The sequence below is a fragment of the Pantoea sp. ME81 genome, from assembly GCF_903970985.1.
Classification (GTDB): Bacteria; Pseudomonadota; Gammaproteobacteria; order Enterobacterales; family Enterobacteriaceae; genus Pantoea; species Pantoea communis.
Map to the genome: position 1 here is coordinate 1 of NZ_CAJCKS010000116.1, position 15,574 is coordinate 15,574.

Annotated in this window: 13 protein-coding genes and 2 pseudogenes; 10 read left to right on the plus strand and 5 right to left on the minus strand. The window is 54.3% G+C overall.

The annotated features are described in order from the left end of the window. Positions 1-131, plus strand: a pseudogene (slyB, locus tag H7A81_RS18685) (outer membrane lipoprotein SlyB); the annotation flags it as partial. Between the two features lie 54 nt (positions 132-185). Here the strand turns inward: slyB and H7A81_RS28000 are convergent. Further along, a pseudogene (locus tag H7A81_RS28000) lies at positions 186-857 on the minus strand (EAL domain-containing protein); the annotation flags it as partial. Between the two features lie 412 nt (positions 858-1,269). Here H7A81_RS28000 and H7A81_RS18695 point away from each other — a divergent pair. From H7A81_RS18695 to H7A81_RS18705, 3 genes are all read left to right on the plus strand, one after another. Continuing rightward, positions 1,270-1,830, plus strand: a complete 561-nt coding sequence (locus tag H7A81_RS18695; RefSeq protein ID WP_058962360.1) for a non-canonical purine NTP pyrophosphatase — start codon at positions 1,270-1,272, stop codon at positions 1,828-1,830. After that, complete coding sequence (locus tag H7A81_RS18700) at positions 1,827-2,621, plus strand: SIR2 family protein (protein WP_034829783.1); 795 nt, start codon at positions 1,827-1,829, stop codon at positions 2,619-2,621. Before H7A81_RS18695 ends, H7A81_RS18700 begins: the two co-directional genes overlap by 4 nt. A gap of 74 nt (positions 2,622-2,695) precedes the next feature. After that, the gene (locus H7A81_RS18705) at positions 2,696-3,070 is read left to right on the plus strand and encodes a YebG family protein (RefSeq protein ID WP_182058366.1); all 375 of its coding nucleotides are present in this window, start codon (positions 2,696-2,698) and stop codon (positions 3,068-3,070) included. Positions 3,071-3,189: 119 nt separating this feature from the next. On the opposite strand, the gene H7A81_RS18710 is transcribed toward H7A81_RS18705, so the two are convergent. Then, the gene (locus H7A81_RS18710) at positions 3,190-4,296 is read right to left on the minus strand and encodes a Fic family protein (protein ID WP_182058367.1); all 1,107 of its coding nucleotides are present in this window, start codon (positions 4,294-4,296) and stop codon (positions 3,190-3,192) included. Between the two features lie 718 nt (positions 4,297-5,014). On the opposite strand from H7A81_RS18710, the gene H7A81_RS18715 reads away from it, so the two are divergent. Next, positions 5,015-7,495: a membrane-bound PQQ-dependent dehydrogenase, glucose/quinate/shikimate family gene (locus H7A81_RS18715; protein WP_255478994.1), complete on the plus strand. Its 2,481-nt coding sequence runs from the start codon at positions 5,015-5,017 to the stop codon at positions 7,493-7,495. An 81-nt stretch (positions 7,496-7,576) separates the two neighbouring features. Here H7A81_RS18715 and H7A81_RS18720 read toward each other — a convergent pair whose 3' ends face one another. The 3 genes from H7A81_RS18720 to H7A81_RS18730 form a co-directional block, all read right to left on the minus strand. Continuing rightward, positions 7,577-9,037 carry an MFS transporter gene (locus H7A81_RS18720; RefSeq protein WP_182058368.1) on the minus strand — a complete coding sequence of 487 codons (1,461 nt, stop codon included), beginning with the start codon at positions 9,035-9,037 and terminating at the stop codon, positions 7,577-7,579. An 89-nt stretch (positions 9,038-9,126) separates the two neighbouring features. After that, complete coding sequence (locus H7A81_RS18725; RefSeq protein WP_182058369.1) at positions 9,127-9,819, minus strand: RraA family protein; 693 nt, start codon at positions 9,817-9,819, stop codon at positions 9,127-9,129. 3 nt (positions 9,820-9,822) lie between these two features. Then, the gene (locus H7A81_RS18730) at positions 9,823-10,800 is read right to left on the minus strand and encodes a hydroxyacid dehydrogenase (protein ID WP_182058370.1); all 978 of its coding nucleotides are present in this window, start codon (positions 10,798-10,800) and stop codon (positions 9,823-9,825) included. Positions 10,801-11,279: 479 nt separating this feature from the next. Here H7A81_RS18730 and H7A81_RS18735 point away from each other — a divergent pair, with 479 nt between their 5' ends. From H7A81_RS18735 to H7A81_RS18755, 5 genes are all read left to right on the plus strand, one after another. After that, positions 11,280-11,678 (plus strand): DoxX family protein, encoded by a 399-nt coding sequence (locus H7A81_RS18735; RefSeq protein ID WP_058961083.1) that lies wholly within the window; start codon positions 11,280-11,282, stop codon positions 11,676-11,678. 39 nt (positions 11,679-11,717) lie between these two features. Next, positions 11,718-12,194 (plus strand): heme-binding protein, encoded by a 477-nt coding sequence (locus tag H7A81_RS18740; RefSeq protein ID WP_034829790.1) that lies wholly within the window; start codon positions 11,718-11,720, stop codon positions 12,192-12,194. Positions 12,195-12,196: 2 nt separating this feature from the next. Then, a complete protein-coding gene (locus H7A81_RS18745; RefSeq protein WP_182058371.1) occupies positions 12,197-12,853 on the plus strand; it encodes a sorbitol dehydrogenase family protein in 657 nt (218 codons plus the stop codon). A 21-nt stretch (positions 12,854-12,874) separates the two neighbouring features. Further along, positions 12,875-14,467, plus strand: a complete 1,593-nt coding sequence (locus H7A81_RS18750; protein ID WP_182058372.1) for a GMC family oxidoreductase — start codon at positions 12,875-12,877, stop codon at positions 14,465-14,467. A 2-nt stretch (positions 14,468-14,469) separates the two neighbouring features. Further along, a partial coding sequence (locus H7A81_RS18755) for a c-type cytochrome (protein WP_182058373.1) occupies positions 14,470-15,574 on the plus strand: 1,105 nt, incomplete at its 3' end.

A 15,574-nucleotide genomic window follows, 5' to 3' on the forward strand; every position in this document is an offset into this window, starting at 1 on the left:
CAGATATGTCGGTTCGCCCGGTTAAAATCCAGGGTGGCGATGAAAATAACGTGATTGGCGCGATTGGTGGTGCGGTGCTGGGTGGTTTCCTCGGTAACACCATTGGTGGCGGCACCGGTCGTAGCCTGTCCTTTAACCGGATGTTTCCAGCGCAGTAAGGCTTCGAAGCCTATCAACTTTTTATTGGTATCCACCTGTGGCTGATAGTACAGCTCCAGTTGGTTCTTTTCGATGGCGTTGGAAAGCTCCCGTTTAATTAGGTCTGTCTCCGAATAATCACCGCGTGACGTAAACACGGTTAACAGTAGCGCGATAATCGACACACTGCAGTTAACAATATAGAAGCCAGGTTCCTCAGGTATGCTCAGCCTGAAAGCCCCACTTTGCCAGGTTAATCCCGTGGCGATAAACAGCAGATAAAACGCCAGGCAAATGAGAGGAAAAATTTTACTGAGGTAATTTGATTGCTGGCGTAGTACCAGCGCGGAACCGATGGTCAGAGCCATCAGATAATTGTATTCCGAGCGCTTAACAATTGAATGATAATTATCCAGTAATAGTAGCAGGATAATACTGAATAAGAGTGCATGCACGATGATGTAAAGGTTGCGTTTTAAGCCACTGCAGAAGGCCGCACTGGTGATGTAACCACCCAGTAAAGTGCTGGCAGCATATAACCAGGCAATGTCATGGTGACCCCTGACAACGTTAAACAACACCATGTAAATACCGGCAACAATGCTGGATGTCCCGGCGATCAACAAGGTTAAACGCAATTTCTTTTCCAGGCTATCGCCTTTCAAAACAAACGGCAGATTGCGAATGATTGAAAATCCTGAACTGAAATAAGAGATCATTAGCTATTCTCAGTTTTATAGTCATAATTATTTAATGTTTTCAGTCAGGTATATTAAGGAAAAGCGTGACGGCTGTCATAACTGTTTTCACGTTATTTACACTCATTCAAGCTGCATTATGATTTGACCTATGTTAGAGGAAATGAGCATTTATCCGGGTAAAACTGGCCGATTGAGGTGACTTAAGTCGATTATTTCCGCCTGCATGCGGCGCGTTAAAAGAGGTTTAAAACTCGCAGCGCATTTTATGATTACCGCGATTGTGCCTACCCTATGGCAAGTGCACACGTTAGAATGAAATCTAAATGCCTTAAGGTAGTTGCAGTGCCAGAGGCAAAAACAACAAGCGCTGGACACGTATTCAGCCTGGCCTGGCCCGATTGTGAAACCCACTTTAAAACGACTGGTTGCAATGAAAATACGCTTTCTATCTGCCAATGAGCTAAAGCTTGCCGAAGTGCGCACCATCCTGGAGCCGGTCGGCGTCGAAGTCATTCCCATCGCCCGCCGCATCGAAGAGATCCAAACAGAAAATGAAGTTGAACTGGTACGTGACAAACTCACCAAAGCCTTTTCCATCATTGGGCGTCCACTGTTTGTTGAGCACACCGGCCTGTATCTGGATGGGTTGAATGGTTTGCCTGCCGGATTGACGCGCATTTTCTGGAGCCGACTGAACGCTGAGCGCTTCACCAAACTGGTTAGCGGGCTGGATAGCCCCAGCGTGACCGCCAAAACCGTGCTGGGCTATTGCGATGGTCGTAAAATGTACCAGTTTGAGGGTGAACTGCGCGGCACCATCGCACCGGCACCGGCAGGACCGCGCGAGTTTCAGTGGGACTGCGTATTCATTCCAGAAGGCCATTCGCAGACCTTCGCTGAAATGGGTGAATTCAAAAACGAAATATCCATGCGCCGACTGGCACTGGATCGTTTCGCCACCTTTCTAAAAACATCACGGGGACTGGCATGAAACCGGAACTCAAACGCGCCTACGATGCAGGCAAACTGATCCTGTTTGCGGGCGCGGGTATTTCACGCAATCTGGGTTTGCCGGAGTGGCATGAGCTGATTGCGCATCTGGCCAAAGAACTGGGTTACGATCCGAAGATCTTTAATACTTATGGCACACATCTTTCGCTGGCGGAGTACTACAAGCAGCGCAAAGGTTCGCTCGGTCCGTTACGCAGCTGGATGGATCGTGAGTGGCATCGCCCGGATATTGACGTGCGCAGCTCTGAAATTCACACCATGATCACCCAAGGTAACTTCTCCCGCATCTATACCACCAATTACGATCGCTGGCTGGAGATGGCGCACGAAGCTCACAATGTGCCGTACAGCAAAGTGGCGAATGCCGCAGATTTGGTGTCATTGACCGAAGACAAGCGTCATATCATTAAACTTCATGGTGATTTTGACGATGATACGTCCATCGTGCTGGATGAGAGCAGCTACTTTGAGCGCCTCTATTTCGATTCGCCGCTGGATATCAAACTGACGCATGACGTGATGGGCAACTCGGTGTTGTTTGTCGGTTACAGCATCAGTGACTTTAACATTCGTCTGTTATTCTACCGCCTGACGAAAATGTGGGGCCGCACGGGATTAGCGACCGCACGGCCGAAATCCTACCTGTTTACCAACCGCAATAATCCGGTGGCTAAAGAAGTGCTGGGGCAGTGGGGCATCGAAATGATCGTTTCAGAAGAGGACGATCCGCGCAAAGCGCTGGCGACGTTCCTGGAAGAATTACTGGCTTAATGAGCAGAAAATGTTTGCTCAAAAAAGTTTGCTTAGAATATACTGTATATAAATACAGTTAACCGAGGTGCATCATGGCAGTCGAAACCAAATATGTTGTTGTCAGAAAGGGTGAAGAAAAAATGACGTTTGCCAATAAAAAAGACGCGGATGCCTGGGACAAAATGCTCGATATGGCGGACGCCTTCACCGACTGGCTGCAGCAGCATCAGCCTGAACTGGATGAGGCACAGGCTGAAGCGTTAGGCATGTTACTGGCTGAACAGAAGGATGCGGTGCAGCATATCCTGCGTACCAGCAAATTACCGGATGCAGTAAAGGAAGAAGCGTCAGCCGAAGCCGAGACTGAGGCGTCTGTCGAATCTGAACCCTCTGCGGAATCTGAAGCCTCTGCCGAAGCAGACACCGGTAAACCCGAAAAGAAAGTGCGCGCGGTTAAAGCTGCCTGATACTTTGCTGAGAGCTGAGAGCTGAGAGCTGAGAGCTGAGAGCTGAGAGCTGAGAGCTGAGAGCTGAGAGCTGAGAGCTGGGAGCGGCGAGAATGTCGCTCCTGTTGCCTCACTACACTCTACAGCTTGATCTGATAACGCGTACTACGCCCACCGCCCGGTAATTTCTCCAGACAACCTTTCTCCAGTAATTCTGTCAAATGGCGCGTCGCCGTGGCTTTACTGACCTTTGCCACTTTTTGATATTGGCTGGCGCTGATGCCATCCTCAAACCCTTGTTCTCCGCCATCGAGCAAGCGATTCAATACGCGATTTTGCTCAGCGTTCAATTGGGCATTGTGATGAATCAGCCAGAATTTCGCTTTGTTCTGTATCCGCGTGACCGATGCCAGCGCCTCTTCCAGACTGTCATTAAGCACATCGAGGAACCATAGCATCCAGGCAGTGATGTCCAAATCGCCACGCTGTGTCTCTTGCAAAATCCGATAATAATCCGTGCGCCGGGTCAGAATTGATGACGACATGGCATATAAACGGATGCTTTGGCTGTCTGCTTGTGCCAGCGCCAAATCAGTCAGCGCACGCGTAATACGGCCGTTGCCATCATCAAAGGGATGTAGCGTGACAAACCACAGATGGCAAATGGCGGCGCGCAGCAGCGGATCGAGCTGAACCTCGTCATGGCTCTGATTAAACCAGCGAATAAACTGATCAAGCTGCCGTTCAAGCCCATCACGCGGTGGCGCTTCAAAATGGACAGTTGGACGATCGATGCGTCCGGACACCACCTGCATCGGTTCTTCACCGCGCAAACCGCCTACGTTTAAACGCTTAATCGTCCATTCACGCGACGGGAAAAGCCACTGATGCCACAGACACAGCCGCTCAAACGTGAGTGGCGTATCGCGCTGAGTGATGGCATCCATCATCATAGTGGCCAGTCCTTCAGATCGTTCGGAAACGGGATAGGGCTGCTCCAGCGAGACACCTAATCGCCGCGCAAGGGAAGACCTGACCGATTCGGCGTTAACACGCTCATCTTCAATGGCGGAGGAAGACAGGATGTTGGTGAGCAAAGTATTCAACGTTTGCGTATCGGTGTTATCGGATATGCTTGCGCGGCCCAGCAAAATGCCGCGCTGCTGTTGAAGATAGCGCAATCGTGGCAGGAGTTTTTCCTCTTGCCAGCGAAAATTTGGCCACTCAGGTTGCTGCCATATCCACATAATTCGCCTCATCTCATTTGCCAGTGAGCCAAACAGTCTGGTGGTTAGGCTCAATTAATGAGCCATAAAGCCGCTTTATTCGGCTCATATAATGATTTGAATGATACTGCCTAATCGGCTCAAACGCCAGTTCATTCAGCCCACCAACGAATGTAAGCCGCATGAGAAGGCGAAATGGATGGCGATTTCAGGCTGAAATTTTAGGTGAGCCAGGAAAGGGGCTGTGTGCCAGATGGCGACCTGAGCGCCGCCATCTGGGAAAATGAAGTGGCTATCGCTGTAGAAGTGATGGAGAGTTGATCAATGGGTGAAGAGTGAAAATGTTCCAGAGTAATAGCTCACCATCCACGCCACATACACCAGCCAAACCAGTAACAATCCCGCTAAGCCTAATTTACCTGTCATGTTGCATTCCTCTTGTTATTTGGCGTCATGCGCCCTGTAAGGAATAAGCTGACAGGATGGTGAGGTAGCGATCTTGCGCCAGATCAAAAACAGCAGGATTTTGTCGCGGAAATGCGCAGACAAAAATTGATCGGGATTAGATATGGGTGTTTGCCCCCGCCTCAACAAACTATTTATCACAGAAACTATAAGGAATTTAAGCGGATAAAAAGTGCCGCTTATTGAACATATTTGCCAAATATCCCGGCATAACCCTCCAGATATTCTAGAGTTAATCGCGAAGTTTAAAAAATACACAATCCTGCAATCGTTTATGGCAAAGGACATTATTTTGAACATCGCTAACCCAATACCCAGACTTTCGTTCTGGAATAAACTATTTGCCCTCATTCTGCTGTTGCTGGGGATTATCCTGGCCGCAGGCGGGGGCTGGCTGGTGGCCTTAGGTGGAAACTGGTACTACGTGCTGGCTGGTATAGGACTGATCGTCTCTGCTGTACTGATATTGATGAAGCGCACCAGCGGTGCAGGCTGGTTCGCACTGGTGTTTGTCGGCACGCTGATCTGGACCATTCAGGAGTCAGGGCTGGATTACTGGCGCTGGGTGCCGCGCTTTGCCTTGATGCTGATTCTCGGCATCGTGTTTGCCTTTCAGTTACCCAATCTGGCGCCGCGCGTCAGTCGGGGTGCTTCACGCGCGCTGGCGGTCGTGCTGATTGTCGCCTTTGTGATTGCGGCTGCGCTGCCCTTTGCACCACTTAATGAAACGCCGGCCACCGATGTACCCGCTGCGGGTTCGGCCAACTTCATGGCGGATACCGGTAATGGGAAAGCGTCCACGCCAGATAATGGTGACTGGTATACCTACGGCGGTTCTCTGGCATCACAGCGTTTCGCCAATGCCAGCCAGATTACCCCGGATAACGTGAAAGACCTCAAGCTGGCCTGGCAATTCCGCACAGGTGATTTACCCAAGGCGCGTTGGGGCGGTGAAAATACCCCAATCAAAGTGGGCGATACGCTCTACACCTGTACCGCACGCAATATGGTGTTTGCGCTGGATGCCGCTACCGGCAAAGAGAAGTGGCACTTTGACCCGAAGGTCAGCGACAAATCTATTCCGTACACCGCCGCCTGTCGTGGGTTAACCTGGTATGACAGTCAGACCAACAGCCACGCCACCACTGGACAGGAAGCGGCTGTTGCACCGAACAGTGATAACAGTGACTGCCAGCAGCGCATCATTCTCGGTACGCTGGATGCCCGCATCATTGAGTTGAACGCTAAAACCGGTGAAGTGTGCCGCAGTTTCGGCAATCAGGGCACGGTCAATCTCGCAGAAGATATGGGGGAAACCTACGACGGCTATGTGGCTATCAACTCAGCGCCGGTGGTGATACGCGACACGTTGGTAGTGGGACATCAGACGATCGATGGACAGCGCGCATTTGGCCCGCCGGGCGTCATCAAAGCTTATGATGTGCGCACGGGCGCGCTGAAATGGGCATGGGATGCTGCCGACCCGGATACGGCGACACCGAAGAAAGGACCTAATGCCTATAAACGCGGTTCACCGGATGTCTGGACCTCGTTCACCGGTGACGACAAGTTAGGATTGGTATATCTGCCGGTCGGGAACTCCTCCGGTGACTATTGGAGCGGTACGCGCTCGCCTGCTGAAAACAAGTATTCGGTCTCACTGACGGCATTAAATATCGATACCGGTTTACCGGCCTGGACTTTCCAGACAGCACACAAAGACGTGTGGGATTACGATCCCGGTTCTCAGCCCACGCTGGTGGATTATCCGGATAAAAACGGCGGTAAGACACCGGCAATTATCATGCCGACCAAACAGGGTGAGATTTATGTGTTAGATCGCCGCACCGGTAAATCGCTGTTTGGTGTGGAGGAACGCCCTGTACCCGGCGGCGGCGTCGAGCCGGATCAGCGTTCGCCAACCCAGCCTTATTCGTTGTTCCATCACCTGAGCAAACCGGATCTTACGCCGCAGGATATGTGGGGCTTAACACCGGTGGATCAGTTGGTGTGCCGCATTCAGTTCCAGCAAGCCAGTTATAAAGGGCAGTACACACCACCGGAAGCCGATCGTCATTCGATTGAGTATCCGGGTTATAACGGCGGTTCTGACTGGGGCAGTGTGGCAGTGGATCCGACTCGCGGCATCATCATTGCTAACTACAACGATATGCCGAACTACAACATTCTGGTGCCGCGTGCGAAAGCCGATGCGATGGGCTGGAAACCCCGCGATGAAATCCCGTATAACCCACACGATACCGGTCATGCGGAAGGGGCAGGCGATCCACAAATCGGCGTGCCTTACGCGGTGAACGTGAATGCGGGTTGGCGCTTGCCGTACACCGGCATGCTGTGTAAAGAGCCGCCATATGGTGGCATCCGCGCCATTGACCTGCGTGATGGCCGCACTATCTGGGATCGTCCACTGGGGACCGCACGTCGCAATGGCCCGTTTGGTCTGCCAACCGGATTGCCAATTAACATTGGTACGCCGAATAATGGCGGCTCTGTGGTGACATCCAGCGGCCTGATCTTTGTCGCGGCAGCCACCGATGACTTAATCCGCGCCATCGACATGAAAACCGGTAAGGAAGTGTGGAGCACGGAACTGCCTGCAGGGGGCCAGGCCAACCCCATGATCTACACGCAAAATGGACGTGAGTATCTGGTGATTGTCGCGGCAGGGCATCACTTTATGGAGACGCCGGTGGGCGATTATGTGCTGGCATACGCGCTGCCTGAACAGAAATAACCACCATTGAAAACGGGATTAGGCTGCGGCCTAATCCCGCCATAAACACATTGTCATCACATCTCTGTGGTCATCACGTTCTCAGGGATTCACCTCTTCCAGACGGCGATTCAGCGTGCGTGGACCAAACACACCAATGGTAAACACCACAATCGCCATCGCGCCGGAAATCACGGCAAACACTGAACTGACCCCCATCTCACTCAGCACCCAGGCAATGGTAAAGCCTGACAACATGCCGCTGATACGGCTCACCGAATAGACCAAACCAATCGCTTTGGCACGGAAACGCGTAGGGAACAATTCCGCCTGATAGGCGCGGTAAGAGAAAGTCATACAGGTGTTGGCCAGCGACAGCAGCAGTCCCAACGTCACCAGCATCACCGGTTGCGACTGCCAGGAAAATACCGTGCCGACGAGGGCAATGGCCAGCGCGGATCCACTCACCAGCCACTTACGCTCAATGCGATCGGCAAAGGTCATTGCCACCAGCGGCCCCAATGGGCTGGCAAAAGCAATCAGGAAGGAATAGAGCAAGCTGTGGGTGAACGTCACACCTTTTGCTGCCAGCAGTGTCGGGATCCAACTGGCAAAACCGTAATAGCCAATCGACTGAAAGAAGTTGAATACCAGCAGCATGAGGGTGCGACGGCGGTAAGGCGGACGCCACATCTCATTTTTCACTGCCGGTTTAGATTCAATGGGCTGCAACAAATGGTTATCAATGGCAGGCAGCGCCGCGCCAGTGGATTTAGCCACGCGCGCTTCCAGTCTGCGTACCACGTCTTCCGCTTCTTTGTAACGGCCTTGCTCAACCAGCCAGCGCGGGCTTTCGGGTAAGCCCATGCGCAGGATCCACACCAGCACCGCGCCGATACAGCCAAACAACACCACCCAACGCCAGCCGCTCAGGCCGAGAATTTCCTGGGGGACCAGCTGCCATGAGAGGAAAGCGATGGTGGGAATCGAGGTGTACTGGATGGCCTGCACGAAGGCATAAGACCTCCCGCGCAGACGCGCCGGAATGAATTCGGAGACATAGGCATCAATGGTGACCAGCTCGGCGCCAACGCCAATCCCCGACACAATGCGCCAGAACACAATGGAAAACGGATGGTGCTGAAACGCCATGATGCCACTGGCGATCGCGTAAACCAGTAGCGCGATGATAAACACCTTTTTGCGCCCGATGCGGTCGGCCAGATTGGCAATCAACAAGGTGCCGAGGAAAACCCCGAGGAACATCGCCGCGACAAACGCCCCCAGGCTATGGGGATCAAAAAAGTTATGGCTGCCGTGGGAAAAAATCCCCTCACGCACCATACCGGGACCGATATAGGCGGTCAGGAACACGTCATACACTTCAAACCAACCCCCCAACGCCAGCGCAAAAATAATCAGCCACAGCGGGCGGGCGGCGGGTAAGCGTTCCAGACGCGCAGAGAGTTGCGCACCAAATGCTTTGCCTTCTTCTGGTGTGAAGTTGTCACGCCAGGTCATCGGCGGGGGGATCGACTCGCTCAGCGAAATTTTTTTCAGCACGGTAGGGTACTCCGTTGTTTTTATAATGGTTTGTTAAGGGCTGGCCGGATGGCCATGCCCGATAACACAGGTGATTCAGGGTTTTAACGTTAAACCGGGCAGCCTTTCGCACGCAGAATCACGTTGAAGCGCTCAGGGTCGTTGTTGCCTGCCACGTTGCTGGCGCGGATCTTCTCCTCACGCTGTGCATGTTGCTGTACGCGAGGCAGCAGCACACTCAGCTCATCCTGCGGGATTGCAATCACGCCGTCGGCATCGGCGACGATCAAATCGCCGGGTGACACTACCAGTCCTGCACAGTGCACCGTGGTGTTCACTTCACCAGGGCCTTCTTTGGAAGGGCCGCGCAGAGTGTTACCCCGAGCCCAGCAGGCAATACCGCCTTCTGCCCATTCATTCAGATCGCGCACGGCGCCATCAATCACGAAACCGGCAATCTTTTTGGTGACGGCGGAGGTGCGCATCAAGCCGCCGATCAGCGCCTGAGTCAGATCGCCCGAGCCATCGACCACAATCACATCGCCCGGCTGCGCCATCTCGATGGCTTTGTGGATCATCAGGTTATCGCCAGGACGCACCTTCACGGTGATCGCCGGGCCGCACAGCACCAGGTTGGCATCGTTGTGATACGCCTGTAAGCCAAGTGCACCAACACTGCGCCCCATGGAGTCGCCAATGTTCGGCACCGGCAAGGCACGGAAGGCATCAATCACGCCCGCATCAATCTGTGCGCCGCGCTCACCGATGAAATAGCCAATCGGCCAGTCTTTATGGATGGTCATAAGTTAACTCCGGTTTAACACCTGCGGATTGACGCAGGCGGATGGGTTGATCTGTTGGTTATCAAGAAAAGCCAGACACTGACGTGCTGCGCTCTGTGCAACGGCATCCAATGCCTGCGGGGTGGAACCGCCAATATGCGGAGTCACGATCAGGTTGCTGAGCGCGCGGAAGGGATGAGCGGCAGCCAGCGGCTCAATGGTCACCGTGTCCAGCGCTGCGGCACGCAGTTGCCCGCTTTGTAATGCGGCAGCCAGCGCCTCTTCATCAATCAATTCACCGCGTGCGGTGTTGATCAGTGTGGCGTGAGCAGGCAACTGTGCCAGGCGTTGCGCGTTGATCATCAAGCGGGTTTTGGGCGTGACCGGACAGTGCAGACTCAGCACGTCCGCCAGCGGCAATAATTCGTCCAGCGAGGTACAGCGTTGCGCCCCTTCAAAGTCACCATCAGCCGGAGCAGCGGGATCGAAAAATGCGACCTGCATCCCAATCACACCCGCGAAGCGCGCCACGCGGCGGCCGATTTCGCCAAAGCCGATCAGACCCAGGGTTTTGCCCTGTAGTTCTTCGCCATCACCGCTGCGGGTCCAGCGCCCGGCGGCGACTTCCTGCTGAAAATAGGGCAGACGGCGCGCGCAGTTCAGCATCAGCGCCAGCGTCAGTTCGGCAACAGATTGCGCATTGGTGGCGGGCGTGGTCAGCACCGGAATGCCACGTTCGGTAGCGGCAACCACATCAATATTGGTGACGCCCACGCCGTGTTTGCAGATGATTTTCAACGTTGGACAAGCGTTGATGGCTTTCGCGTTCAATTCAACGGTGCGCGAGATCACCGCGTCATACGCCACGCTGCTCATACGCTGTTCAACTTCCGCAACGTCATTGGCGTCATCCAGATAATCGACCACACAGCCTGCTTCAGCGAGCAGTTCACGGCCGCCCTGGCCGAGGCTGGTAGTGGTCACGAGAAAGCGATAAGTCATGTCGGTTCTCCGATAGGGTTTACGTCATCCTGGCATCGACAACCGATAAAAAATATTCTGCGAAGGTTATTAATTCATTCCTGACAGGAATAATGACCTGAGACGCAAGTTGAATCGTCACACGCCATAACGTTGGAATTTTGTTAACAAACAGATCGCATGTTGCTGGAATTGTGTTCTGCTATACGCTTTAGGATTTTTACTTAAAAAATCGTTAAAAACGCAGAGTTAGCGGAGCGAAGCGGCCGTATATCAGCAGGCTAAAGACCGCATAAATAGTGTGATCTACTTCAAAAACCTCCCTCAGTACCCTGACACCCCTCAGTTATTTTATCGTCGTTGTTTTGAGCAAAGTGCGCCGCAAAGTTGCACAACTCATTCATTGCGCGTTTTTTAGCCGCACGAAATGATAAATGTAACTAAAGTTATAGAGTGTACCGTTTGGTTCATTAACAACTACATAATAGAACGGTTACATCATGTCTCACTCAAAAGATCTCTTCGCTGTGCTCGGCCGCGTCATGGCGGTGGGTCTGTTCTTCGCTTCGGGTCTCGACAAAATCACCCACTACGCAGACAACCTACAAACCATGGCGAACAACGGTGTTCCGGCCTTTTTCCTGCCGCTGGTGATCCTGCTGGAAGTGGGGGGCGGTCTGGCCATTGCCTTTGGTTTTCTGACACGGTTCACGGCCATTTTTATGGCGGTGTTCTCGGTTCTGGCCGGATTCCTGTTCTATCAGGGATACAGCCACGCACACCTGATGGTGTGGTTAAAAAATATCTCCTGCGCTGCCGGTTTCCTGATGCTGTGTCTGAACGGCGGCGGTAAATGGAGCCTCGATCATCTGATTCAGCAACGTCTAGCACGTCATTAAGATTTTCACCTAACCCTTTAATTATTCAGGATAACACCCATGAAGAAACTCCCGACAGTGCTGCTGTGCGGTGGACTTTTCTGTGCCGCGAGCCAGGCCGCCGAACCCGTGAACCAGGTCGCCGTATTAACCCATCACCAGGCGCAACAGCTGGTGGAGAAAGCTGAGCAGATTATTGGCAGCCATCACATCGGCGGCGCGATTGCGGTGGTCGATCCTTTTGGTCAGCTGATCGCTTATGAGCGTCTGGATGGTGCCACACTGGCCAACAGCGAACTCGCGCCGAAGAAAGCGCACTCAGCCGCCGCCTTTGGCGTGCCGACGTCCAGCTTCCAGCAGAAAATCGCTGCCGGTAATGTCGGCATGCTGGGTAACCCGGTGGTGGTGCCGCTGCCTGGCGGTGAGCCAGTGAAAGTAAACGGTGTGGTTGTGGGCGCCATTGGTGTCAGCACGCCAGATGGCAACGTGGATGCGGAAGCGGCGCAGGGCGCGCTGTCGGCGTTGAAAGCAGGTTAGCCATGGAAAGAAGACGTTTTTTACAACTGATGATGGCCACACCGGTCATCGTTTCTATCCCGTTGCAACCCCTGTTGGCCGCACCTGCTGATGCCTCACAAGCACTGCTGTTGCGCGCCAGTGAACTGTTAACCGGACGCCGTGGCCTCGATATCGGCATTTCTGAACGGTTATGGACGCTGCTGTGTGAACAGGATGCAGGATTCCCGGCTCAGCTAGCGCGCCTGATGACGCGTCTCAATGCGTTGCATAGCGAAGATCGTGAGCAGATCGTCGCGCAACTCGATGACGCGGATGTGAAGACCGCGCTAACGATTATTTCGCCGTGGTATCTCGGCTATACCGGTCATCCGTCTACGACCAAAGCGGTGGATGACGCGCACTTCGTGACCTTCCTGTCGGCGCTGATGTATGAGCCAACGCGTGATCACACCATTCGCCCAAGTTATGCCAGAGCGGGCGGTGATTACTGGGCCGAAGTGCCTCCGGGCGTGACAGCGCCACCGATGCCCACCTTGATCCGCGAATGGGGCGATCAATCGCCTCTCGCCGCAAAGCAGATTAAACAGCCTGATGCACCCTGGTTACTGATGGTGCAGGGCAAAGCCAAAACCCTCGTGGAAGCCGAGGCGATGCTGGCGCAGCACAATACCCTATAACAAGAATCGAGCAGGTACATCATGAGTGAATTTGATGCCGACGTGGTGATCGTCGGCTCCGGTGCGCTGGGCGCCAACGCCGCTTATCAGCTGGCGAAAGCGGGCAAATCGGTGATTATGCTGGAAGCAGGGCCTTATATTCCACGCTGGAAAGTGGTGGAAAACTACCGAAACGGCGCCAGTAAACGTAACTGGTGCACGCCATATCCGAATCTGCCGTGGGCACCCAACTCTTACACCGAAGGCTATATCGATGCCAAAGGGGATGATGATTTCGAATACGTCACCAGCTACTTACGCGTGGCCGGGGGCAGTACGCGTCACTGGGCATCCGCCTGCTGGCGCTTGTTACCTAACGACTTCAAGCTGAAAAGCGTCTACGGCGTTGGCCGCGACTGGCCGTTTGAATACAGCGAGCTGGAGCCCTGGTATGTCAAAGCTGAGCGCGAAGTAGGAGTGGTCGGCACCGCCGATGAGGACCAAAGTGGGCAAGGGCGCGGTCACTATCCGCCACGTTCAGCGGAATATCCGCTGCCGCCGGAAGCCAAGCCGTATATGGTGCAGCGCATGCAATCAAAGCTGGGCCCGATGGGTTATCAGGTGATCCATGAGCCGCACGCCCGCGTGTCACGTCCCTATGATGGCCGTCCGGCTTGCGCGGGTAACAACAACTGCGAACCGATCTGCCCGATTGGCGCGATGTATTCCGGCGATATGCACGTCGATAAAGCGGTGGCGCTGGGCGTGCAGTTACGCACCGAATGTGTGGCCTGGAAGCTGGAGAAAGGCGCAGGTAACAAGATCGTCGCGCTGCACTACCGTCAGCCCGATGGCAAAGACACGCGCCTTACCGCCAAAACTTTCATCATCGCTGCTCACGGGCTGGAAACGCCGAAGCTGCTGCTGATGAATGAAGTGGCCAACAGTTCCGATCAGGTCGGTCGTAACCTGATGGATCACACCGGTTTGAGCCTGACGTTCCTTGCCGACGAGCCGCTGTGGACCGGGCGCGGTTCAGTGCAGCACGGTACTATCGCCAATCGCCGCGATGAAGCCAGTCGCGCACAGCACTCGGCGATCCGTTATTCACTGCGTAACCTGGTGCCCAACGTTGATGTCACTGTGCCGCTGCTGAAGCAAGGCATGATGGGGCAAGCGCTGGATGATGCGATTCGCGACCGCGCCTCGCGCATCATGAACATCAGTACCATGAGTGAAACGCTGCCAAGTCCGACCAACCGCGTGACGCCAAATTACGATCGCAAAGATTCAATTGGCCTGCCGATGCTCAACGTCAATTACCATCTTGATGATTACGTGCGCGGTATGCGCCCGCAGGCGTACAAGGATTTCGCTAACTTCCTGCAGGCCTTTAACGGTGAAGTGATTGAAGCCCCGACCGGCTGGCGCAATCAGTATCACATCATGGGCACTACTATTATGGGGGATAACCCGCGTGATTCGGTGGTCGATGCGCATTGTCGTAGCTGGGACCATCCCAATTTGTTCCTCGCCACCACCGGCGTGATGCCGACCTCTGCCACGGTGAACCCTACGTTGACGGGGATCGCGCTGGCGTTGCGTATGGCCGATACCATCGCGAGGGAGATCTGATCATGCGCAAACCTATCAGACATCTGGCTGCGGCAAGCCTGTTGCTGGCCGGTGCCGTGCAGGCACAGGATGCTTCGCCGGATCTGGTCAAGCGAGGGGAATATCTGGCCACCGCCGGTGACTGCTCGGCCTGCCATCGCGATCCGCACAGTGGCAAACCTTTCTCGGGCGGTTACGCGATTCAGTCACCGATGGGGATGATTTACGGCTCCAACATTACGCCGTCGAAAACCGCTGGGATTGGCAACTATAGCCTGGCGGATTTCACTGCGGTGATGCGCAAAGGCAAAGCACCGGGCAATCATTACCTCTATCCGGCGATGCCTTATACCTCATTTGCCGGACTTTCAGATGAGGATATCCACGCACTTTATTCCTATCTGATGCTCGGTGTGCCAGCCGACGATCATCCAGCGCCTGAAACCGATCTGCCGTTCCCGTTCTCTTTCCGACCGGTGATGGCGATGTGGAATCTGCTGTTCCTGGATAGCTCGTCAGTGCCAGGCAGCGATGCGGCCGCAGGCAGTGCAGAACGCGGCGAGTATTTGGTGCGCACGCTGGCGCACTGCTCCACTTGCCATACCCCACGAAACGGCATGATGGCGGAACAGGGCGATCGCTTCCTGTCGGGCGGCAAGGTTGGCAGCTGGACAGCACCGAATATCACGCCAGATGCACAGGCAGGTATCGGTGACTGGAGCGAAGCGGAGATTGTCACTTACCTGCGCACCGGTGCGCTGCACGGTAAAGCAATTGCCGCGGGTGAGATGGGCACTGCGGTGCAGAACTCGTTCTCGAAAATGCAGCAGAGCGATCTGGAGGCAATGGCGCACTACCTGAAGCAGGTGCCTGCGATTGGCGGCGCGGATCGTAAAGCCCCGTCAGTAGCGCCACAGCCTACACCGCTGTCGGCCATTGAAACCGGCATGAAAAATGAGATCACCGATTATGTCTCCGGCGATGCGATGAGCGGGGCGCAACTTTACAACGGCGCCTGTGCCACCTGCCACGCCAGTGACGGGCGCGGAACCCACGATGCTCAGCGTTTCTATCCCTCGCTGGTGGGATCTTCAGCAGTGCTGTCGGACGATCCCGCCAACCTGATCA